At 70.9% G+C, this 20941-nt stretch carries 19 protein-coding genes; 12 read left to right on the forward strand and 7 right to left on the reverse strand.

Annotated elements, in window-relative coordinates:
• The first annotated feature begins 282 nt into the window (after window positions 1-282).
• The 9 genes from AAHG09_RS12890 (at window position 283) to AAHG09_RS12930 (ending at window position 10711) form a co-directional block, all read left to right on the forward strand.
• The gene (locus AAHG09_RS12890; RefSeq protein ID WP_342107668.1) at window positions 283-1905 is read left to right on the forward strand and encodes a glucosamine inositolphosphorylceramide transferase family protein; all 1623 of its coding nucleotides are present in this window, start codon (window positions 283-285) and stop codon (window positions 1903-1905) included.
• 122 nt (window positions 1906-2027) lie between these two features.
• The gene (locus AAHG09_RS12895; protein WP_342107669.1) at window positions 2028-4004 is read left to right on the forward strand and encodes a monovalent cation:proton antiporter-2 (CPA2) family protein; all 1977 of its coding nucleotides are present in this window, start codon (window positions 2028-2030) and stop codon (window positions 4002-4004) included.
• A gap of 24 nt (window positions 4005-4028) precedes the next feature.
• Entirely contained in the window at window positions 4029-5465 is a 1437-nt protein-coding gene (locus tag AAHG09_RS12900) for an MATE family efflux transporter (protein WP_342107670.1), read from the forward strand.
• 116 nt (window positions 5466-5581) lie between these two features.
• A complete protein-coding gene (locus AAHG09_RS12905) occupies window positions 5582-6331 on the forward strand; it encodes a DUF937 domain-containing protein (RefSeq protein ID WP_342107671.1) in 750 nt (249 codons plus the stop codon).
• Window positions 6332-6431: 100 nt separating this feature from the next.
• Window positions 6432-6743 carry a cupin domain-containing protein gene (locus AAHG09_RS12910; RefSeq protein WP_342107672.1) on the forward strand — a complete coding sequence of 104 codons (312 nt, stop codon included), beginning with the start codon at window positions 6432-6434 and terminating at the stop codon, window positions 6741-6743.
• A gap of 299 nt (window positions 6744-7042) precedes the next feature.
• Window positions 7043-8347: a serine hydroxymethyltransferase gene (gene glyA / locus AAHG09_RS12915; protein WP_342107673.1), complete on the forward strand. Its 1305-nt coding sequence runs from the start codon at window positions 7043-7045 to the stop codon at window positions 8345-8347.
• Between the two features lie 97 nt (window positions 8348-8444).
• Window positions 8445-8981, forward strand: a complete 537-nt coding sequence (nrdR, locus tag AAHG09_RS12920; protein WP_342107675.1) for a transcriptional regulator NrdR — start codon at window positions 8445-8447, stop codon at window positions 8979-8981.
• Window positions 8978-10087 carry a bifunctional diaminohydroxyphosphoribosylaminopyrimidine deaminase/5-amino-6-(5-phosphoribosylamino)uracil reductase RibD gene (gene ribD, locus AAHG09_RS12925; RefSeq protein ID WP_342107676.1) on the forward strand — a complete coding sequence of 370 codons (1110 nt, stop codon included), beginning with the start codon at window positions 8978-8980 and terminating at the stop codon, window positions 10085-10087. Before nrdR ends, ribD begins: the two co-directional genes overlap by 4 nt.
• Window positions 10088-10090: 3 nt before the next feature.
• Complete coding sequence (locus AAHG09_RS12930) at window positions 10091-10711, forward strand: riboflavin synthase (RefSeq protein WP_342107677.1); 621 nt, start codon at window positions 10091-10093, stop codon at window positions 10709-10711.
• Between the two features lie 84 nt (window positions 10712-10795).
• On the opposite strand, the gene AAHG09_RS12935 is transcribed toward AAHG09_RS12930, so the two are convergent.
• The 7 genes from AAHG09_RS12935 to AAHG09_RS12965 all read right to left on the reverse strand — a co-directional run bounded on the left by AAHG09_RS12935 (window position 10796) and on the right by AAHG09_RS12965 (window position 18426).
• On the reverse strand, window positions 10796-11224 hold the full coding sequence (locus AAHG09_RS12935; protein ID WP_342107678.1) for a PaaI family thioesterase: 429 nt from the start codon (window positions 11222-11224) through the stop codon (window positions 10796-10798).
• A gap of 191 nt (window positions 11225-11415) precedes the next feature.
• The gene (locus AAHG09_RS12940) at window positions 11416-12987 is read right to left on the reverse strand and encodes a SpoVR family protein (protein ID WP_342107679.1); all 1572 of its coding nucleotides are present in this window, start codon (window positions 12985-12987) and stop codon (window positions 11416-11418) included.
• 238 nt (window positions 12988-13225) lie between these two features.
• A complete protein-coding gene (locus AAHG09_RS12945; protein WP_342107681.1) occupies window positions 13226-14527 on the reverse strand; it encodes a YeaH/YhbH family protein in 1302 nt (433 codons plus the stop codon).
• Window positions 14528-14709: 182 nt separating this feature from the next.
• Window positions 14710-16662: a PrkA family serine protein kinase gene (locus AAHG09_RS12950; RefSeq protein WP_342107682.1), complete on the reverse strand. Its 1953-nt coding sequence runs from the start codon at window positions 16660-16662 to the stop codon at window positions 14710-14712.
• Between the two features lie 219 nt (window positions 16663-16881).
• Window positions 16882-17325, reverse strand: coding sequence for an Ig-like domain-containing protein (locus AAHG09_RS12955; RefSeq protein ID WP_342107684.1), 444 nt, complete (start codon window positions 17323-17325; stop codon window positions 16882-16884).
• A gap of 130 nt (window positions 17326-17455) precedes the next feature.
• The gene (locus AAHG09_RS12960; protein ID WP_342107685.1) at window positions 17456-17875 is read right to left on the reverse strand and encodes a hypothetical protein; all 420 of its coding nucleotides are present in this window, start codon (window positions 17873-17875) and stop codon (window positions 17456-17458) included.
• Window positions 17876-17964: 89 nt separating this feature from the next.
• Window positions 17965-18426 carry a MerR family transcriptional regulator gene (locus AAHG09_RS12965; protein ID WP_342107687.1) on the reverse strand — a complete coding sequence of 154 codons (462 nt, stop codon included), beginning with the start codon at window positions 18424-18426 and terminating at the stop codon, window positions 17965-17967.
• Between the two features lie 184 nt (window positions 18427-18610).
• Here AAHG09_RS12965 and ribH point away from each other — a divergent pair, with 184 nt between their 5' ends.
• Genes ribH through thiL form a run of 3 tightly spaced genes read left to right on the forward strand, consistent with a single transcriptional unit; the run spans window position 18611 to window position 20691 of the window.
• Window positions 18611-19120: a 6,7-dimethyl-8-ribityllumazine synthase gene (ribH, locus tag AAHG09_RS12970; RefSeq protein ID WP_342107688.1), complete on the forward strand. Its 510-nt coding sequence runs from the start codon at window positions 18611-18613 to the stop codon at window positions 19118-19120.
• Between the two features lie 11 nt (window positions 19121-19131).
• Window positions 19132-19692, forward strand: a complete 561-nt coding sequence (gene nusB / locus AAHG09_RS12975; protein WP_342107689.1) for a transcription antitermination factor NusB — start codon at window positions 19132-19134, stop codon at window positions 19690-19692.
• A 3-nt stretch (window positions 19693-19695) separates the two neighbouring features.
• Entirely contained in the window at window positions 19696-20691 is a 996-nt protein-coding gene (gene thiL / locus AAHG09_RS12980) for a thiamine-phosphate kinase (protein ID WP_342107690.1), read from the forward strand.
• The last annotated feature ends 250 nt before the right edge of the window (window positions 20692-20941 follow it).

Consider the following 20941-nt stretch of genomic DNA (forward strand, 5'->3'; position numbering starts at 1 on the left):
GACGGCCCGGACCAGCCGCGCGACACGGTATCACGGCGGTATCAGCGAGATTCACGATGCTGGACGAAACGCATCAATTTTCGATGACGTCGGCGGGAATCGCACGGCATGGCCGGCCCGTTCTGGTGGACAATCGACCGGTCTTGCTGGATCGTGCCGCCAAGCAACTGCTTCCAGGCCCGCATCGACCGTATTGACGGCCGTCTGGGGGCGCTTTTCAGGGCCCCTGACCGTGCGCGTCGTGTCGCAATACGAGTGGTCGAGCGCGAGGCCGCTCGGCTGATGGAGCGCCCGATCGGCGGCTCGGACCGACCGATGGCCGGCGGGCGGGCTCCGGCCTGTCCCGGCCCCCTGCCGTCCGCCCCCCGGGGGTCTGGCCCGGGGACCGCCGCGCGATCCCTCATCGTGCGCCTGGATCGTCGGTGCCTGCGCGGCTGGCACATCCGCCTCCTCGATCAGCTGGGTCAGCGCCCCGACCGGCGCGTCCGGATCGCCTGGGTCACGCAAGGCGGTGGCCTGCCCGCCAATGCGGAGCTGCTGTTCCGCCTGGAGGCGGCGATCCATGGGCTGCCCCGCCCCGGACTCGCCACCGCGGCCGAGCCGGTCGCCCTCGCGCCCTACGAGATCGGGCCGGACGAGGCTGTGAGTCCCGGGGACGAGATCGTCCTCGACCTCTCGGGCGCGCCCGCCACACCGACCGCCGCGCCGGTCTGGCGGCTCGACTTCGACGGGCTGCCCGGGGAAGCCGGTCTGCTCGCCGCCCTGTTCGCCCGCCGGGCACCGGTGGCGGCCCTGCGCGGACCGGACGGCGCCCCGGTGGCGGTGGGCCGCCTCGGCGCGGAATCCCACACCGTGATGCTGGCCGCCTTCGAGGATTACCTCGCCCGGACGATCACGCTGATCGCCGCCGCCCTCGACGGCGCCGGATCGCCGACCCTGCCCGACGGCGCCGAGGCGCCGCTGCAGCCGGGCCGGGCCTTCGACCTCGACGGGCTCGGGGCCGGGCGGCGCGCCGCCGGGGGCCTCGCCCGGCAGATCGCCCGCCGGCTCTACGCCCTGTGCTTCCAGGGGCCGCGATGGCGGGTGGGCTGGCGGCAGGTCGTCGGCCCCGACCTGATCGACCTGCGCCGCCACCCGGAGGGCGGTTGGAACGACCTGCCGGACGACGGGCGCCGCTTCTACGCCGATCCCTTCGCCATCGCCCGGGACGGGGCCGTGACCCTGTTCGTCGAGGAATTCGACTATCGCCGGGGCAAGGGCGTGATCTCGGCGGTCGGATTCGAGGCCGGCGGCCCCCGGGGCCGGCCGGAACCGGTGCTGGAGCTCGAGACCCACCTCTCCTACCCGTTCGTGTTCGAGGCGGACGGGCAGGCCTGGATGATCCCGGAATCCCACGCCTCCGGGACCATCGACCTGTACCGCGCCACCGCCTTCCCGCGGGGCTGGGTCCACGAGGCGGTGCTGGTCGACGGCGTCGTGGCGAGCGACGCGACCCTGCTGCAGCATGGCGGACGCTGGTGGCTGTTCGCCACGGTCCGGACCGGCGGCGGCAGCTATTCCGACACCCTGCACCTCTGGCACGCGCCGCATTTCCGCGGCCCCTGGACGCCGCACCGGCGCAACCCGGTGCTGATCGATGTCGGCTCGGCCCGGGCCGCCGGGCCGGTCGTGGCGCGGGGCGGCGCCCTGATCCGGCCGGTGCAGGATTGCCGCGGCGGCTACGGCGCGGCCCTCGGCCTCGCCCGGATCCTGCGCCTCGACGAGGAGGGCTACGCCCAGCGGGTCGAGACCCGCCTCGGCCCCGGGGCGGCCTGGCCGGGCTCGCGCCTGCACATGCTGAGCGCGGCCGGGGGGCTGGAGTTCATCGACGGCTCGCGCCCCGCCCGGCCCCGGCTGCCGCGCTGATCCGGCCCGGCGGGGACCCGTCGGTGCCGAACGGCACCCGCTTCCGGCTCGCATCCCGGCGCCGCTCGCGCTAAGCCGATGCTGCACGTGCGAACCCCAGACGAAGCGCCGGGACGATCTTCATGGCGAGCCCCGTCGAACATGCGAGCTTCCTGCCGCCGGTCCTGACCTTCCTGTCGGCGGCGGTGATCGGGGTGCCGATCTTCCGGCTGATCGGCCAGAGCGCCGTGCTGGGCTACCTCGTGGCCGGCGTGCTGATCGGGCCGTCCGGCCTGTCGCTGATCGCCGAGCCCGAGACCGCCGCCAGCGTCGCCGAGATCGGCGTGGTGCTGCTGCTGTTCATCGTCGGGCTGGAGCTGCACCTGTCGCAGCTCGTCTCGATGCGGCGGGACATCTTCGGCCTGGGCACCGCGCAGCTCGTCGTCTGCGCCCTGGTGCTCGGCGGCGCCGGCATGCTGGCGGGCCTGAGCTTCGGCGCGGCCGCGGTGATCGGCCTCGCGCTGGCCCTCTCGGCCACCGCGGTGGCGCTGCAGCTCCTCGAGGAACGCGGCGACCTGAACAGCGCCTATGGCGCCCGCGCCTTCGCGGTGCTGCTGTTCCAGGACCTCTCGGTGGTGGGCATCCTGGCCCTGATGCCGCTGCTCGCCTCGGCGGGCGGGGGGAGCGACGCGTCCTGGCTGGGGGACGCCGCGCTGTCCACCGGCAAGGCGCTCGGGGCGATCCTGACGGTGGTCCTCGTCGGCCGCTACGGCCTAAACCCGTTCTTCCGGCTGCTCGCGGCGAGCGGCGCCCGCGAGGTGATGACGGCCGCCGCCCTGCTGGTGGTGCTCGGCACCGCCCTGCTGATGGAGCAGGTCGGCCTCTCGATGGCGATGGGCGCGTTCCTCGCCGGGATCCTGCTCGCCGAGTCGAATTTCCGCCATCAGCTCGAAGCCGATATCGAGCCGTTCCGCGGCATGCTGCTCGGCCTGTTCTTCATGAGCGTGGGCATGTCGATCGACGGCAACCTCGTGCGCGAGGTCTGGCCGGCTTTGTTCGGGGCGACGCTCGGCGCCATCCTGGTGAAGGTCGCCCTGGTGGCGGGCCTGTTCCGGCTGTTCGGCTCGGACACGCTGGGAGCCCTGCGCGGCGCGGCCGTCCTGGCGCCGGCGGGCGAGTTCGCCTTCGTGCTGCTGCCGCAGGCGGCGGATCTCGGCCTGACCGGCGCCACCGCGACGCGCTTCGCGGTGGCGCTCGCCGCGCTGACCATGCTGATCGGGCCGATCGCCGCGAAGGGGCTCGACAAGTTCGTCGAGCGGCGCAACGCGCGCAGCACCCAGGCGCTGGAGGCGCCCTCGACCGAACTCACCGAGAGCGGCGATGCCCGGGTCCTGGTGATCGGCTTCGGCCGGTTCGGGCAGCTGCTGACGCAGGTGCTGCTCGCCGAGGGCATCAACGCCACCGTCATCGACAAGGACGTGGAACAGCTCCGCGCGGCCTCGCGTTTCGGCTTTCGCATCTATTACGGCGACGGCACGCGGCTCGACGTGCTGCGCGCCGCGGGCATCGGCCGGGTCGAGCTGGTCTGCATCTGCGTCGACGATCGGGAAGGCGCCTTGAAGATCGTCGACATCGTGCACGAGGAATTCTCCGACGTGCGCACCTATGTGCGGGCCTACGACCGCCTCCATGCGGTGGAGCTGATGAACCGGGACGTCGACTACCAGATCCGCGAAACCGCGGAATCGGCGCTCGCCTTCGGGCGCGCGGCGCTGGAGGCGCTCGGCCTGTCGCCCGAGGCGGCGGCCGCCCGGACCGACGACGTGCGCAAGCGCGACATCGCCCGCCTCGTCCTGCAGCAGGCGGGCGCCCTGCCGGACGGGTCCAGCTGGATGCGCGGCGCCGCCGCGGAGCTGAAGCCCGAGCCGCTGACCGTGCCCGTCCGGCCCGCCCGGGCGCTCAGCACCGAGACCCGCGACCTCGTGGGCAGCGACCGGCGCGAGGCGGCCGAGCGCGTGCTCGAGAAGCCGGCGCTCGCCCCGCAGGAGGTGGAGGCTGCCGAGGCCGAGGGCGATCCGGAGGCGGAACTGGAGACGGAAGGAAGCATCCGGGATGCGTGATCGCCCCGATGCCTGACCCGCAGGATGTCTGACGGCCTGCCCCCACCGGAGACGGGCCGTTTCGTCACGGGTTCGATCCTCCGGCACGTGGTGGTGATGGGCGCCACCGGCTCGGTGGGGCTGATGGCGATCTTCGCCGTCGACCTGCTGTCGCTGCTCTACATCTCGACGCTCGGCGATCCGAACCTCACCGCGGCGGTCGGCTTCGCCGGCATCGTGCAGTTTTCCGCCACCGCGGTGAATATCGGCCTGATGATCGCCGCCGGCGCCCTGGTGGGCAAGGCCGTGGGCGCGCACGATCCGGCCGCGGCCCGCCGCCTCGCGACCTCGGCGCTGGCGCTGGGCACCCTCGCCTCCACCCTGATCGCGGTTCTGATCGCCCTCTCGGCCGAGCCGCTCCTCACCCTGATCGGCGCCCGTGGCGAGGCCCTGCGGGTCGCCACCCTGTTCCTGCACATCACCCTGCTGTCGAACCCGCTGCTCGCCGCCGGCATGCTGTTCACCGGCCTGCTCCGGGCGGTCGGCGCGGCGGGGCAGGCGATGCTGGTCACGCTGGCCGGCGCCGTGGTCACCGCGATCCTCGACCCGCTGCTGATCTTCGCTGCCGGCCTCGGCGTGGAGGGGGCGGCGATCACCGTCTGCGTGGCGCGCTTGACCTTCGTGGCGGTGGGCCTGCGCGGCGTCGCCCGGCATGGGCTCCTGGGCCGGCCCCGGGCCGCCGACCTCCGGGCCGACGCGCTCGCCCTGGCGGTCGTCGCAGGCCCCGCCATCCTCACCAACCTCGCGCCCTCGGCGGCGAGCGCCTTCCTGGCGCGGCTTTTCGCCGGCTACGGAGCCGAGGCGGTGGCCGCCGCCTCGGTGATCGACCGCCTGACGCCGGTGGCGTTCTGCGGCCTGTTCGCCCTCTCGGGGGCGATCGGGCCGATCCTCGCGCAGAACTGGGGGGCGGGCCGGTTCGACCGGATGCGCGGCGTCCTGCGCGATGCCGCCGGGGTGACGCTCGCCTACGTGAGCTTGGTCTGGCTGGTCCTGGCGCTCGCCCGCGGCCCGATCGCGGCCCTGTTCGGGCTGCACGGGGTCGCGGCCGATCTGTTCGGCTTCTTCTGCCAGGTCGGCGGCGCGATCTGGTTCTTCAACGGCCTCCTGTTCCTGGGCAACGCGGCCTTCAACAACCTCGGCTTCCCCCTCCGCTCGACGCTGCTGAACTGGGGGCGGGCGACGCTGGGCACGATCCCGCCCGGCCTGATCGGGGCGTCGCTCTACGGTCCCCGGGGGGTGGTGGCCGGCATGGGGCTCGGCTCGCTGCTCTTCGGGGTGCTGGGCTTCCTGCTCGCGCGCCGCACCGTCGACCGGCTGGAGGGTGCCGGGCCGAACCGCCTGCCGACCATCGGCACGCCGGAGACGCCCCACCGGGCCGCACCCCTGCCGGTGGGCCATGCCCATCCCGGCCCGGTGGGCTGAGGGCGACGGTCGGGCCGCACTGAGCACAAGTAAAACGGGTGGGAACTGGTATTTCCCCGCGCAACGGGTCACGATGCTCTCCCCGGGCGGTCCGACCGGGCCAGGATCCAGGCGTCATGTTCAACCCGCTCGAGATGTTCCAGGCCCAGGGCGAGGCCGGGTTCCAGGCCCTGGGGCAGCAATTCGGCCTGACGACCGAGCAGACGGCCCGCGCCTTCGAGGCCCTGATGCCGGCCCTGACCCTCGGCCTCCAGCGCAGCGTTGGCATGGATCCGAGCGGCCTCACCCGGATGTTCGGCCTGCCCGATGCGTCGCGCCCTGCGGCGCCGCAGGGGCTCGATGCCCTGAGCCAGATGTTCGGCTCGGCCCAGCTGCTGCAGGGGGTGCTGCAGCAGGCCTCGGCCACGAGCGGCGTCGGCGCGCAGGTGCTGCGCCAGATGCTGCCGATGATGGCGGGCGCCGTGGTGGCCAGCATCGTCCACGTGCTGCTGAACCAGCCGCAGGCCGCGCCCGCCCAGGCACGGACGAGCGCGCCGCCTCCGCCCGTGCCGTTCCCCTTCGGCCCGGCCTGGGCCGACATGGCGCGGGCCTTCCTGCCCGCCGAGGCCCCGGCGCCCAAACCGACCCCCAAACCGCCGGAGGCGAAGCCGGGCGAGGCCGGCTCGGACATGATCCAGCAGATGCTGCGCACCGGGGCCGAGGTGCAGGGCAACAACATCCGGGCGATGCAGGACCTGTTCGAGACCTTCTGGCCCTCCAAAGGAACGCCGGCCGATGCCCCCCGGGACGCACGGGCGGCCGCACCGTCCGAGCCGCAGGCCCCCAAGGCCAAGCGCGGGCGTACACCCCAGGGTGGCAACGGTTGACGCAGGCGGCAGGCCCGGAGCGGCTGTTGACCGGGCCGATCCGCGGGGCATCTCTCATCACTGGAAACCGACTCGATCCGGTCGGCGGGGAGATGCAGCAATGACCGACCACCTGACCGCCTGGGACGACCGGACGGAGAGCGTCGCGGGCAACGGTGTGGCCAAACGCGCGATCCCGGGCGCCGGCGCGAGCCTCGTGCGCGTGGTGGTGCCGGCGGGCGTCTCCGCGCCGCGCCACAGCCACGATCACGAGCAGTTCGTGCAGGTCGTCTCGGGCTCCGGGATCCTGGAGACCGAGCAGGGCCGCAGGCCGTTCGGCGCCGGCAGCGTGTTTCACTTCCCCGCCGGGGCGTGGCATGCGGCCGCATTCGAGACTGAGACGGTGCTGATCGAGACCAACCTGGCCCCTTGAGGAGCCGGGTCTGGGCGACGGTGATCCCATCCAACCCCTCATCCTGAGGTGCCTGCGCTGCACTCCGGCGCCCCGGATGAGGTGGTAGACTGGACAGCCGATCCGAACCTTCCTGTTGTCATGGCCTCATCGGAAATCCCGGCCGAACAGGCTCCCGGTGTTCAATTTCTTTCAGCCATCCCGAAAAATGCCTGTGCTTGGCCAGAAGGCCGCGCGCGTGTAGAAATCCGCGTTCGAACGCCCGCCCGTGCACGCCGACGAAAGGCCGGGCATCGCCCCTACCAGAACAGAGGCAGACCATGAGCGCCGGTACCGCCGCCGACAAGCACTTCTCCAACAGCTTCTTCGCCGCCCCCCTCACGGAAGCCGATCCCGAGATCGCCGAGGCGGTGGCCAAGGAACTCGGTCGGCAACAGCACGAGATCGAGCTGATCGCCTCGGAGAACATCGTCTCCCGCGCCGTGCTGGAAGCGCAGGGCTCGGTGCTGACCAACAAGTACGCCGAGGGCTATCCGGGCCGGCGCTACTACGGCGGCTGCCAGTTCGTGGACATCGCCGAAGACCTCGCCATCGAGCGCGCCAAGCGCCTGTTCGATTGCGGCTTCGCCAACGTGCAGCCGAATTCAGGCTCCCAGGCCAACCAGGGCGTATTCCTGGCCCTGATGCAGCCCGGCGACACCTTCCTCGGCCTCGACCTCGCGGCCGGCGGCCACCTGACGCACGGCGCCCCGCCGAACGTCTCGGGCAAGTGGTTCAAGCCGGTCTCCTACACGGTGCGCCGCGACGACCAGCGGATCGACATGGATCAGGTCGCCCAGCTCGCGCAGGAGCATAAGCCGAAGGTGATCATCGCCGGCGGCTCGGGCTACCCGCGCCATTGGGACTTCGCGAAGTTCCGCGAGATCGCGGATTCGGTCGGCGCCTACTTCATGGTCGATGCCGCCCACTTCGCCGGGCTGATCGCGGCCGGCGTGCATCCGTCGCCGTTCCCGCACGCCCACGTCGTGACCACCACCACGCACAAGACCCTGCGCGGCCCGCGCGGCGGCATGATCCTCACGAACGACGAGGCGCTCGCCAAGAAGTTCAACTCGGCGATCTTCCCCGGCCTCCAGGGCGGCCCGCTGATGCACGTGATCGCCGGCAAGGCGGTGGCCTTCGGCGAGGCGCTGAAGCCCGAGTTCAAGATCTACGCCCGTCAGGTCGTGGAGAACGCCAAGGCGCTCGCCGACACGCTGATGTCGGGCGGCTACGACATCACCTCGGGTGGCACCGACAACCACCTGATGCTGGTCGACCTCCAGAAGAAGGGCCTCACCGGCAAGGCCGCGGAGGCCGCCCTGTCGCGAGCCGACATCACCTGCAACAAGAACGGCGTGCCGTTCGACCCGCAGAAGCCGACCATCACCTCGGGCATCCGCCTCGGCACCCCGGCCGGCACGTCGCGCGGCTTCGGCGTCGCCGAGTTCAAGCAGATCGGCGGCTTCATCGTCGAGGTGCTGGACGGGCTCGTCGCCAAGGGCGAGGCGGGCGACAGCGCGGTCGAGGCCGACGTGAAGACCCGCGTCCACGCGCTGACCGACCGGTTCCCGATCTACGGCTGAGGCGTGAGCCGGGCCGGCCTTCCGGGTCGGCCATAGGTAGTCTAGGACACGGCCGCGGATCGATCCGCGGCCGTTTCCATGTCTGAGTATCCCATCCATGCGGTGTCCCTATTGCGGCGGCTCCGAGACCCAGGTGAAGGACTCGCGGCCCTCGGAGGACGGCGCCGCGATCCGGCGCCGCCGGGTCTGCCCGGACTGCGCCGGCCGCTTCACCACCTTCGAGCGCGTGCAGCTGCGCGAGGTCGTGGTGCTCAAGCGCTCGGGCAAGCGCGTGCCCTTCGACCGGGACAAGCTCCAGCGCTCCATCGGGGTGGCCCTGCGCAAGCGCGCCGTCGATCCGGAGCGGATCGAGCGGCTGGTCAGCGGCATAACCCGGCAGATTGAGAGCGCGGGTGAGCCGGAGGTGACCTCCGAGGCGATCGGCGAATTGGTGATGGCGGGGCTGAAGGGGCTCGACGACGTGGCCTACGTGCGCTTCGCCTCGGTCTACAAGAACTTCCGCGAGGCCAAGGATTTCGAGGATCTGCTCGGCACCCTCGGCGACGGCCCCCTGCCGACGGCGGCCACGCCGGATCCGGAGGTCGAGCCCGAGCCCGAGCCCGAGCCGCCGCGCCGCCGCGCTGGGCGGACATGAGCGACGACACGCACTTCATGCGCCTCGCCCTGGCGCTGGGCCGGCGGGGCCTCGGCACCACGTGGCCGAACCCCTCGGTGGGCGCCGTCGTGGTCGAGCCCGGGACGGGGCGTATCCTCGGGACCGGGGCGACGGCGCCGGGCGGGCGGCCGCACGGGGAGCCCCTGGCGCTCGCCGCCGCCGGGGAAGCCGCCCGGGGCGCCACCCTCTACGTGACCCTCGAACCCTGCTCGCATCACGGCCGGACGCCGCCCTGCACGGACGCGATCCTGGCGGCCGGAATCGCCCGGGTGGTCAGCGCCCTGGAGGATCCCGACCCGCGCGTCGCCGGGCGCGGCCACGCCCTGCTGCGCCAGGGGGGCGTGGCGGTCGAGACCGGGCTGATGCGGGACGAGGCCGCGCGCGACCATCTCGGCCACGTCACCCGGGTGACCCGGGGCCGCCCGGCCCTGCACCTCAAGCTCGCCCGCACCCGCGACGGCTTCTGCGCTTCCGCCGGGCCCGAGCGCCTGCGGATCACCGGGCCGGTGGCGGATGGCGCGGTCCACCTCTGGCGCGCCCATGCCGACGCGATCCTGGTGGGCATCGGCACCGCCCGGGCGGACGATCCGTCTCTGACGGTGCGGCTGCCGGGACTGTCCGGCCGCTCGCCCCTGCGGATCGTCCTCGATACGCAGGGGCGGCTCTCGCCGGCCAGCGTGCTGGCGCGGACCGCCCGCGACACGCCGACCCTGGTGCTCACCACCCGCTCGGCCCCGGCCCATGCCAAGCGTGCCCTGGAGGCCCTGGGCGTCGAGGTCGCGACCGTCCCGGCCGACCCGGTCGGCGGGCTCGATCTGCCGGCGGCGCTGGCCTATCTCGGTGAGCGTGGCCTGACCCGCCTGTGCAGTGAGGGCGGCCCCCGCCTTGCGGAGGCGCTGGTGCGGGCCGATCTGATCGACATCTGCACGCTGGTCACCGGACCGGTCGCGCTGGGACCGGCGGGTGGCCTGCCGGCGCTGGGTCCGACCCTGGTGGAAGCCCTGGCGGGCGACCGCTTCCGCGAAGCCGAGCGGTTGCAGCTCGGCTCCGACGAGGCCGTAACCTACGAACGCAACGGGATCTGAGCGATGTTCACGGGCTTGGTCAGCGACGTCGGCACGGTGCTCTCGGTCGCGGGCGAAGGCGACCTGCGCCGGATCGCCATCCAGGCCTCCTACGATCCCGCCGGCATCGCGCTCGGCGCCTCGATCGCGTGTTCCGGCCCGTGCCTCACGGCGGTCTCGGTCGAGCCGGCCGAGGGCGGCTGCGTCTTCGCGGTGGACGCCGCCGCCGAGACCCTGGCGCGCACCACCGTGGGATCCTGGACCGCGGGCACGCGGATCAACCTCGAACGCTCGCTTAGGATCGGCGACGAGCTCGGCGGCCATCTGGTGACCGGCCATGTCGATGGCCTCGCCGAGATCGTGGAGCGCACGAGCGTCACGGCGGATGCCTGGGGGGCCAGCGAGCGCTTCACCCTGCGGGCGCCGGCCGCACTGAAAAAGTTCATCGCCGAGAAGGGTTCGGTCTGCCTCGACGGCACCTCGCTCACTGTGAATTCGGTCGCCGACGATCTGTTCTCGGTGCTGCTGATCCCCCACACCCTTCAGGTCACCACCTGGGGCGAGCGTCGGCAGGGGGACCGGCTCAACTTGGAGGTCGATCTGATCGCCCGCTACGCGGCGCGGCTCGCCGAGGCGCGGGCCTGAGAGATCCACCAGGGCTCCGCCCTGGACCCGCGAAAGGGCGCGCCCTTCCGAAACCAGGACTCGCGATGCGCGAACACCGTGCGCTCAGCGCGGCGGGATCGAGTAGGTCCCGGTGGCGTGGCAGACGAGATCGGGGTTGCCCGCGGCGGTGATCAGCACCTCGCCCACCGCGAGGCGCCGGCCGAGCTTGAGCAGCCGGCAGGCCGCCAGGAGATCGCCCGAGGCGGGCTTGCGCAGGAAGTTGAAGGTCAGGCTCGTGGTCACGGCCAGCGCCACCGGGCCGATATTGGCGAGGATCGCCGCATAGAGGGCGTAATCGGCCAGCGCCATCATGGCTGGGCCCGACACGGTCGCGCCGGGGCGCAGGAAGCGCTCATGCGCCTCCAGCCGCATCCGCGCCGTGAGCGGGCCGACATCCTCGAGATGATAGGCGCGGCCGCCCGCCTGCATCTGCGGGAATTCCCGGTCGAGGAAGTCCTGGGTTTCGGCGAGGGTCAGGATCGTGGCGGTCATGCGTGTCTGCCGCGTGGGTTGAGGTGCCGGGCCGTCGCGGGCCTCCCAGCCAACCACCTCATCCTGAGGCGCCGAAGCGCACCGTAGGCCTCGAAGGAGGCCTCCAGGGATCAGGCGGCGTGCGGGAGCCCTCCTTCGAGGCCCGCCGGCGCGGGCACCTTAGGATGAGGGGGGATGGATAGGACGACCCGCTAAAAAAAGATCGGCCGTGCGCTGGCGGTGATCTCGCCCAGAACCGTGCCGGTGGCCGGCTCGATCTCCTTGAGCACCACGTCGTAGCCCCACAGATCGGCGAGGTGCTGGAGCACCCGCTTGGCGTCGTCCTTCTGCAGCGTGATCTTGTTGATCGCCTTGTGGTGCAGGATCAAGCGCCGGTCGCCTTCGAGATCCACGTCCACAACCTCGATGTCGGGGTCGAGCCACGCCACATCGTACTGGCGGGCGAAGGACCGGCGCAGCTTGCGGTAGCCGCGCTCATCGTGGATCGCCTCCACCCGCAGTTCCGGCTCCTCGGGGTCGTCGACCACATGGAACAGGCGCAGGTCGCGCATCAGCTTGGGCGACAGGAACTGCTGGATGAAGCTCTCGTCGCGGTAATTTTCCCAGCAGTCGCGCAGTACCGCCATGGCGTCGCCGGTGCCGGCGATGTCGGGGAACCAGTCCCGGTCCTCCTCGGTCGGCTGCTCGGTGATGCGGGCGATGTCCTGCATCATCGCGAAGCCGATCGCGTAGGGGTTGTGACCACCGTAGGAGCGATCATCGTAGGTCGGCTGCCGGATGACGTTGGTGTGCGATTGCAGGAATTCGAGGTAGGCCGCCTCGGTGATCTGCCCGGATTCCGACAGGGCGTTCATGATCCGGTAGTGGCAATAGGTGGCGCAGCCCTCGTTCATCACCTTGGTCTGGCGCTGCGGATAGAAGTATTGGGCGACCAGACGCACGATCCGCAGGATCTCCCGCTGCCAGGGGCGGAGCCGGGGCGCGACCTTCTCCAGAAAATAGAGAATGTTCTCCTGCGGCAGTTCGAGCAGCGCCTTGCGCCGTTCCGCCGCCACGTCCGGCCGCACGGTGCCGATCTTCTGCGGCAGGGTGCGCCAGAGATCGTTGTAGATCTGCTCGCCGTGCTCGATCCGCTCGCGCTCGCGGCGCTGCTCGGAGGCGAGGTCCGGTCGCTTCTTGCGCGGGTAGCGGTGGACGCCCTGGCTCATCAGCGCGTGGGCGGCGTCGAGCACCTGCTCCACCGCCTGATGGCCGTAGCGCTCCTCGCAGCGGGCGATGAAGCCCTTGGCGAAATCGAGATAGTCGAGGATGCCCTCGGCATCGGTCCACTGCCGGAACAGATAGTTGTTCTTGAAGAAGTGGTTGTGGCCGAAGGCGGCGTGCGCGATGACCAGCGTCTGCATGGTCGCCGTGTTCTCCTCCATCACGTAGGAGATGCACGGGTCGGAGTTGATGACGATCTCGTAGGCGAGCCCCATCAGGCCGCGGCGATAGCCGGCCTCATGCTGGGCGAAGTGCTTGCCGAACGACCAGTGCTTGTAGAACAGCGGCATGCCGATCGACGCGTAGGCGTCGAGCATCTGCTCGGCCGTGATGATCTCGATCTGGTTCGGGTACCACGACAGGCCGAGCTGCGGCCCGGCCACCGCCTCGCAGGCGTCGTGGATGCGCCGGATCGTGTCGAAATCCCAGTCGTTGCCGATGAACAGGGGTTTCTGACCCCCGGAGATAGTCTGGGGCGTCCGTGCCTTGACGAGCGTCATGCGGCCTCCCGATCGACTGTGTAAATTCGGTCGGCTCCGCTTCTCCCCCTCCCCCCTTTGCGGGGGAGGGTGGCCCCTGCGTCAGCAGGGGTCGGGAGAGGGGAGCGACAGTGCAGGAAGGCACACCGGCCTTCATGAAGGCCGCGCCACTGCCGGAAGCCGGGTTCCCCTCTCCCCCCCTGCTGCGCAGGGTACCCTCCCCCGCAGAGGGGGGAGGGAGACGCGGCGCGGGGCATCGTCACGCCTCCGCCTCGGCGCGGCCTTCCTTGCGGCCGAACAGCTCGCGGAACACCGGGTAGATCTCCCGGCGGTGGTTGACCTTGCGCATCGCGATCGGCCCGCCCGCCTTGGCGATCGCCTCGTAGGTCCGCCACAGGGTGGTGCGGTGCTCCACGAAGCCGGCGCGGGGGCCGTTCTCGTCGCCGACCTCCAGATAGGCGAAGTGCTGGCAGGCCGGCAGGATGTGGGCCCGCAGCAGCTCCGTCGAGGTCGGCCCGTCGGAGGAGACGTTGTCGCCGTCCGAGGCCTGGGCGGCGTAGATGTTCCAGTCGTTGGGGTCGTAGCGCTCGGCGATGATGCGCTTCATCTCCACCAGCGCCGACGACACCAGCGTGCCGCCGGTCTCCCGGGAGCCGAAGAAGGTCTCCTCGTCCACCTCGGTCGCCCGGTCGGTGTGGCGGATGAACACGATCTCCACGTGCCGGTAGCGGCGCGTCAGGAAGATGTGCAGCAGGATGTAGAACCGCTTGGCGAGGTCCTTCATGTGCTCGGTCATCGAGCCGGACACGTCCATCAGGCAGAACATCACGGCCTGCGCGATCGGCCGCGGATAGGGCTCGAACCGGCGGAAGCGCAGATCGATCGGGTCGACGTAGGGAATGCGCTTCGACCGCTCGCGCAGCTTGAACAGGGCCTGCTCCAGCTCCGCACGGTCCGGGTCGCCTGCGGGCAGCGCGTCGAGCTTGGCCGCCAGGGCCGCGACCTCGTCGGGCTTCGGCCGCTTGAGGGCGATCCGGCGGGACATCGAGTTGCGCAGGGTGCGGGTCAGCGCGAGGTTCGCGGGCGAGCCCGTCACCGTGTAGCCGGCGCGGCGCAGGCCCTCCGTCTCCACGATGGCGAGTCGGCGCTTGGCCAGGTCCGGAAGCTCCAGATCTTCAAGGAACAGCTCCAGGAACTCCTCGCGGGTGAGCACGAAGCGGAACGCGTCCTCGCTGTTCTCGCCGCCCTCCCCGCCCTCGCCGGAGCCGCGCCCACCGCCGCCACCCGGCGGGCGCTCGATCGTGTCGCCCTCCACGTAGGTCTTGTTGCCGGGCAAGATGTGGTCCTGCAGGCCGGTGCCGGGCTGGCGGGAGAAGCGCGGCTCGCGCACGCCGTCGGCCGGCACGGTCACCCGGCCGTCCTTGCCCAGATCCTTGATGTCCTTCTCGCGGGCGGATTCGCGCACCGCCCGCTGGGCCACGTCCTTGACGCGGCGCAGGAAGCGCTGGCGGTTCGGGAGGCTCTTGCCGCCCGGGTTCAAACGTCGGTCGACGATGTGCATCCGCTGCGAAAACCCTCGTCCGCGTGTGCCGGCCGGGTCCCGACCCTTGTCGTCTCATGCTGTTGCGGAAGGGACGGATCCCCTCCCTCGCAGCAAGGCCGACATCCTCACCGGCCGGTCGTCCGAAACTGTGGCGGCGGAGGGTCGGAACGGAGCCCGGCCGAACCGGGCCCCGTCGTCCCTCAGCCGGCCTGCTTCACCCGCATGTACCATTCCACCAGACGGCGGACCTGCCGCTCGGTGTAGCCGCGCGCCACCATGCGCTCGACGAACTCGCCATGCTTCTTCTCGGTGTCGCCATCCTTCTTGGAGCCGAAGGAGATCACCGGCAGCAATTCCTCCACCTGGGAGAACATCCGCCGCTCGATCACCTCGCGCAGCTTCTCGTAGCTGGTCCAGCTCGGGTTGCGGCCGCCGTGCTGCGCCCGGGAGCGCAGGGCGAACTTCACCACCTCGTTGCGGAAGTCCTTCGGGTTGGCGATGCCCGCCGGCTTCTCGATCTTGGTCAGCTCCTGGTTCAGGAGCTCCCGGTTCATGAGCTGGCCGGTCTCGGCGTCCTTGAAGTCCTGGTCCTCGATCCAGGCATCGGCGTAATCGATGTACCGGTCGAACAGGTTCTGCCCGTAATCGTGGTACGATTCGAGATAGGCCTTCTGGATCTCGTGGCCGATGAACTCCGCGTAGCGCGGGGCCAATTCGGTCTTGATGAATTCCAGGTACTTCTTCTCGGTCTCGGGCGGGAGCTGCTCGCGGCGCAGCGACTGCTCCAGCACGTACATCAGGTGCACCGGGTCGGCCGAGACCTCGGTGGTGTCGTGGTTGAAGGTCGCGGCGAGCACCTTGAAGGCGAAGCGGGTCGAGATCCCGTCCATGCCCTCGTCGACGCCGGCCGTGTCCTTGTATTCCTGCATCGAGCGGGCGCGGGGATCGACCTCGCGGAGCGACTCGCCGTCGTAGACCCGCATCTTCGAGAACACGTTGGAATTGGCGTGCTCGCGCAGGCGGGACAGCACCGAGAACCGCGCCAGCATCTCCAGCGTGCCGGGCGCGCAGGCCGCATCCGACAGCTCCGAGCCGGAGATCAGCTTCTCGTAGATCCGCTGCTCCTCGGTGACGCGCAGGCAGTACGGGACCTTGATCACGTAGATCCGGTCGATGAAGGCCTCGTTGTTCTTGTTGGTCTTGAAGGTCTGCCACTCGGCCTCGTTCGAGTGGGCCAGGATCACGCCGGTGAAGGGAATCGCGCCGATATTCTCGGTACCGACGTAGTTGCCCTCCTGCGTCGCCGTGAGCAGCGGGTGCAGCATCTTGATCGGCGCCTTGAACATCTCGACGAACTCGAGGATGCCCTGGTTCGCCCGGTTCAGGCCGCCCGAATACGAGTAGGCGTCGGGATCGGCCTGCGACAGGGTCTCCAGGCGCCGGATGTCGACCTTGCCGACGAGCGAGGAGATGTCCTGGTTGTTCTCGTCCCCCGGCTCGGTCTTGGCGATGGCGATCTGGCGCAGCCGGGAAGGCCGGACCTTGATCACCTTGAAGCGCGAGATGTCGCCGTTGAACTCGTCGAGGCGCTTGAGCGCCCAGGGGCTCATCAGGCCGGTCAGCCGCCGGCGCGGGATGCCGTAGCGCTTCTGGATCTCCTCGCCCATCGTGTCGGGGTCGAACAGGCCCAGCGGGCTCTCGAAGACCGGCGACACCTCGTCCCCGGCCTTCAGGACGTAGACGGGGTGGACCTCCATCAGGAGCTTCAGCCGCTCGGCGAGCGACGACTTACCGCCGCCGACGGGCCCGAGCAGGTAGAGGATCTGCTTGCGCTCCTCCAACCCCTGCGCGGCGTGGCGGAAGAACGAGACGATCCGCTCGATCGTCTCCTCCATGCCGTAGAATTCACGGAACGCCGGATAGGTCCGGATCGTCCGGTTCATGAAGATCCGGCCGAGGCGCGAATCCTTGGCGGTATCCACGAATTCCGGCTCGCCGATCGCCGCCAGGATGCGCTCGGCGGCCGAGGCGTACATCAGCGGCTCGTCGCGACAGGCCTCGAGATACTCGGAGAGCGTCATCTCCGTGTCGCGGCGGGCCTCGTAGCCTCGGGCGAAGCTCTGGAAAAGGTCGTTCGTCGCATGCATCGGCATTCGATAACCCTCTCAGACCGTGACAGCTTCATCCTGTCTCGGCTCGGATGCAACCGACAGGCCCGCTTTTGTCGCAGTGCGGCGAGCGTGTCGCCCGGCATGTCGATTGCATGCAACACTCCTCGTCTCTGAGGACGGCGCAAACGAGAGTCTGGGCCGCCTCAAGGCGCGTGTCGAGAGCTGCAAAACTGCGCAGAAGCCGCAGATGTTGGCCGCAACTCACAAGTCCGTGCCCTCTTTCTTGGCATCGTCTCCGGATTTGGCGCCGTTTCCACCAACCGTGATTTTCACGGTCTGCGTCTGGACTTGCCCGTCGGAGGCTTTCACCTCGAAGGTGACTTCGTCGGTACCGGTAAAGCCCGCGTTGGGCTGGTAGAACAGGGCCTGAACCGCGGCCTCCTTGTTGGGGCAGCGGTAGCTCGCCGGCGTCTTGAGCTTGCCGACCTTGGTGATCACCGAGCCGTTCTTGGGCGGCCCCGAGACCTTGAACTCCGGCATCGGGCCGGGCGAGCAATCCTTCTTGAGGTTGGGGGCGATCTCGAGCCGCACCGTCTTGCCGGGGGCGACCGTCTTGGATCGGTTCGTCGGACTTTCGGCCAGCGCCGGTCCGGCCAGGGCCAGACTCCCTGCGAGCAGCGCGGCGAGCGGACGAAGGGCGATCATGGCAGCGTCTCTCCGGTGCCGAGCCGGGCGCCATCTCCGGAGTGATTTCCGGGTGCCCCTGTCCTCGGTGGGGAGCATGTGGGGACGTTCTGCCCAGGCGTCGAGGGCGCGGGGGGCCGATGGGCGCCGCTTAATTCTGAAGCACCGCCGCCACGATCCCGGTGACGCGGGCGATCTGCCCGGCATCGAACTCATCCGCTAGGGCGGCCTGGAGGCGGGCCTCCACGCGGGCGCGCTCGCCGGCATCGGCGAGCGGCACGGACGGAATCTCATCCTCGGCGAGGCGGCAGACGCGGCGGATCGCCTCCGCGGCCGTGAGCAGCTTCTCCCGGTCGGCCGGGCCCATCTCCCAGAGCGGGTTGCGCAGGCGGCTGATCACCCGCTTGGCGTCGCGGTACTCCCGGTCGACGCTGGTGGCGGCCACGATCTGGCTGACGAGGAACATGAGTTCCAGCATCTCGCCGGCCGCCTCCGGGCAGGTCCGGACGATCCGCATGATACGGGCCATCAGTTCCTGGCTGGGCGACAGCTTGGATCGGGATGTGGCCATGCGGGCGACAACGCGGGGTCCGGGGGAAAGTTCGCCCGGCCCTTGCAAGGTCCCTGCCGTGGCTTGGCCGCGTGCCCGCGACCGGGGCGTCAGGCCTCCGGGGGCGTGTTCAGCCGGTCGAGCAGGGCGCGGCAGGCGCGCAGTTCCTCCAGGGCGGCCGCCAGGGCCGCGCGGTCCGGATCCGCGAAGGTGCCGGTCTCCGATTCGACATCCTGGACCAGGGGCTCGGCCGCCACGGCATCGCCGCGGCCCACCGCCTGGACGAAGCGGACGCCGTTCTCCTTGAGCACCCGCTGCGCCCCCGCGATGGTGTAGCGCTGCACATGGAGGAGCTGGCGGATGCCGGCGACGAGTTCGACATCCTGGGGCCGGTAGTAGCGCCGCCCGCCCGCCCGCTTGACGGGGCGGATCTGGCCGAAGCGCGTTTCCCAGAAGCGCAGCACGTGCTGGGGCACGTCGAGCTCCTCGGCGACCTCGCTGATCGTGCGGAACGCGTGGGCGCTCTTCTCGCCGGGTTCGGGGGCGTGCTGGGCAGCGAGGGCTGGCGACATGGCGATTCGGCGGCGGTCCGACGGATCGGGCGATCTTGCCGGCTCATGAGGCCAAGCTCAAGCCTGTTCGGCGCCACACGCGGATCGCGCCGCTTGTGGCGCCGGCCGCTTCGGTCTAACCGTCCTCCCCTCGCGGGCGCCCATGCCGCCCGCCAACCCCCGACAACCCGGCCGGACGAGAGCCATGGTCGCCCATACCCGCGCCGATGCGGCGCCCAAGCCCCAGAACCCGGCGCTCAAGGACCCGGCCCTCGCCGGCGCCCGCGTCCTCGTGGTCGAGGCGCGCTACTACGATGCCCTCGCCGACGAGCTGCTGGCCGGCGCCCGCGCGGCGATCGCGGCGGCCGGCGCACACGCGACCGTGGTGACGGTGGCGGGTGCCCTGGAGATCCCCGCCACCGTGGCGATCCTGCTCGACGCGCACGCCTTCGACGCCGTGGTGGCGTTGGGCTGCGTGATCCGGGGCGAGACCGGCCATTACGACATCGTGGCCGGCGAGAGCGCCCGGGCGCTGATGGACCTCTCGGTCGACCGCCGGATTCCCCTCGGCAACGGCATCCTCACCGTCGAGACCGAGGCGCAGGCGCTCGCCCGCGCCCGGGTGGCCGAGATGAACAAGGGCGGCGGCGCGGCCGAGGCGGCGCTCGGCGTGCTCGCCCTGAAGCGCGCCGCGGAAGCCGCGCGTTCGCGATGACGGATACCACGATGACCGGGACCACCGATACGAAGCCCGAGCCGGCCGCGAAGGCGATCAGCCTGCGCACCGGAGCGCGCCTCGCCGTCGTGCAGGCGCTCTACGAGATGGACGTGTCCGGCAAGGGCGTCCTCGACGCGCTCGCCGAGTTCGAGGCGTTCTGGATCGGCCAGGAGGTCGACGGGATCGCGCATCCCCAGGCCGAGACCGCCTTCTTCCGCGACCTGCTGCGCGGCACCGTCGAGGAGCAGCGGGCGATCGACCCCAAGCTCGACCAGGCTTTGGCCCAGGGCTGGCCGCTCCGGCGGATCGAGATCGTGCTGCGGGCGATCCTGCGGGCGGGTGCCTACGAGCTGATGTTCCGCCCCGACGTGCCGGCGGCGGCCGCGATCTCCGAATATGTCGACGTGGCCCACAGCTTCTATCCGGGCGACGAGCCGGGCCTCGTCAACGCGGTGCTCGACCGGGTCGCCCGGGAGGTCCGCCCCGGCGAGGTCGGACCCGCCAAGGGTTCGAGCAAGCCGGGCTCGTCCAAGCCGCTGCCTGCGAAGCCGGCCCCCGGGAAGGCCTGACCCGTGGCCGGGCCGGTCCGCGCCTCCGAGGAGGGGCTGATCGCCCGCTACTTCGCGCCGCTCGCCGGTCCCGGCGCCGACGGGCTCCGGGACGATGCCGCGACCCTCACCCCATCGCCCGGTCACGACCTCGTCCTCACCACGGACGCCATCGTGGCGGGGATCCACTATTTCCCGGACGATCCGCCGGCCTCGATCGCCCGCAAGGCGCTCGGCGTGAATCTGTCCGACATCGCCGCCAAGGGCGCGGTGCCGCGCGGCTTTCTTCTGACATTGGCGCTGCCCGACGACTGGACCGAGGACTGGCTCGCCGGTTTCTCGGCCGGGCTCGGCGCGGCCGCCGCGGAGGCGGGCTGCCCATTGCTCGGCGGCGACACGGTGCGCTCCGGCGGGCCGGCGCTGATCGGCGTGACCCTGATGGGCGAGGTGCCGGCCGGCACGATCGTCCGGCGCAACACCGCGCGGATCGGCGACCGGATCTGCGTCACCGGCACGATCGGCGACGCGGCGCTCGGCCTGCGGCTGCGCCTCGACCCAGCGGCGCCCTGGGCGTCCGGCCTCGATCCGGCGCTGCGGGCGGTGCTGGCCGACCGCTACCTGCATCCACGCCCGCGCCTCGCCGCGGCCGCCGCGATCCGCCGCCACGCGACCGCCTCCATGGATGTGTCCGACGGGCTCGCGGGCGACCTCGCCAAGATGCTGGGCGATGGCCGCTCCGCCCGGATCGCCATCGCCGCCGTACCGCTCTCGGAGGCGGCGCGGCGTGCCTGTGCGGCGGAGCCGGACTTGATCGAGGCCGCGCTCACCGGGGGCGACGATTACGAGATCCTCTGCACGGTCGCGCCGGAGGGGTTTGAGGCGCTCCGGGCCGAGTCCGAGGCGGCCGGGGTGCCGCTGACCGCCATCGGTCGCGTCACCGCAGGCGACGAGCCGCCGGGCTTCGAGTCGGCACACGGCAGGGTGCAGATCTTCGCCGCCGGGGCCTTCAGCCACTTCTAAATCGGCTTCTCATGGTTGCGGGACGCACGCGCATCCAGCGGGCACGCCCCGCAATAGGCATTATAATTATTGAAGTGCCGCTGAGTCCGATGCCGATCGGTCGGTTGCGTCGCCTGCGACCGAAACTCGGCGTTTGCGCTCCCCGGCGAAGTTTGGCAATCAAGGTGTTGTTCTGGGAAGGAAAGCCCCGAATCCGAGCGACACGTCCCATGGCCGTCGTCCGGCGGCCAAGCTCGGCAATCATAAGCCC

It is taken from the genome of Methylobacterium guangdongense (genome assembly GCF_038442355.1).
GTDB lineage: Bacteria > Pseudomonadota > Alphaproteobacteria > Rhizobiales > Beijerinckiaceae > Methylobacterium > Methylobacterium guangdongense.

Coding starts and splice junctions, on each gene's coding strand:
- ribD (WP_342107676.1), top strand. CDS start 8,978: ATGAGCGACGACACGCACTTCATGCGCCTCGCCCTGGCGCTGGGCCGG.
- AAHG09_RS12960 (WP_342107685.1), bottom strand. CDS start 17,875: ATGGCCACATCCCGATCCAAGCTGTCGCCCAGCCAGGAACTGATGGCC.
- AAHG09_RS12890 (WP_342107668.1), top strand. CDS start 283: ATGGAGCGCCCGATCGGCGGCTCGGACCGACCGATGGCCGGCGGGCGG.
- glyA (WP_342107673.1), top strand. CDS start 7,043: ATGAGCGCCGGTACCGCCGCCGACAAGCACTTCTCCAACAGCTTCTTC.
- AAHG09_RS12940 (WP_342107679.1), bottom strand. CDS start 12,987: ATGACGCTCGTCAAGGCACGGACGCCCCAGACTATCTCCGGGGGTCAG.
- nrdR (WP_342107675.1), top strand. CDS start 8,445: ATGCGGTGTCCCTATTGCGGCGGCTCCGAGACCCAGGTGAAGGACTCG.
- AAHG09_RS12950 (WP_342107682.1), bottom strand. CDS start 16,662: ATGCCGATGCATGCGACGAACGACCTTTTCCAGAGCTTCGCCCGAGGC.
- AAHG09_RS12910 (WP_342107672.1), top strand. CDS start 6,432: ATGACCGACCACCTGACCGCCTGGGACGACCGGACGGAGAGCGTCGCG.
- AAHG09_RS12900 (WP_342107670.1), top strand. CDS start 4,029: ATGTCTGACGGCCTGCCCCCACCGGAGACGGGCCGTTTCGTCACGGGT.
- AAHG09_RS12895 (WP_342107669.1), top strand. CDS start 2,028: ATGGCGAGCCCCGTCGAACATGCGAGCTTCCTGCCGCCGGTCCTGACC.
- AAHG09_RS12965 (WP_342107687.1), bottom strand. CDS start 18,426: ATGTCGCCAGCCCTCGCTGCCCAGCACGCCCCCGAACCCGGCGAGAAG.
- AAHG09_RS12955 (WP_342107684.1), bottom strand. CDS start 17,325: ATGATCGCCCTTCGTCCGCTCGCCGCGCTGCTCGCAGGGAGTCTGGCC.
- AAHG09_RS12905 (WP_342107671.1), top strand. CDS start 5,582: ATGTTCAACCCGCTCGAGATGTTCCAGGCCCAGGGCGAGGCCGGGTTC.
- AAHG09_RS12930 (WP_342107677.1), top strand. CDS start 10,091: ATGTTCACGGGCTTGGTCAGCGACGTCGGCACGGTGCTCTCGGTCGCG.
- ribH (WP_342107688.1), top strand. CDS start 18,611: ATGGTCGCCCATACCCGCGCCGATGCGGCGCCCAAGCCCCAGAACCCG.
- AAHG09_RS12935 (WP_342107678.1), bottom strand. CDS start 11,224: ATGACCGCCACGATCCTGACCCTCGCCGAAACCCAGGACTTCCTCGAC.
- nusB (WP_342107689.1), top strand. CDS start 19,132: ATGACCGGGACCACCGATACGAAGCCCGAGCCGGCCGCGAAGGCGATC.
- AAHG09_RS12945 (WP_342107681.1), bottom strand. CDS start 14,527: ATGCACATCGTCGACCGACGTTTGAACCCGGGCGGCAAGAGCCTCCCG.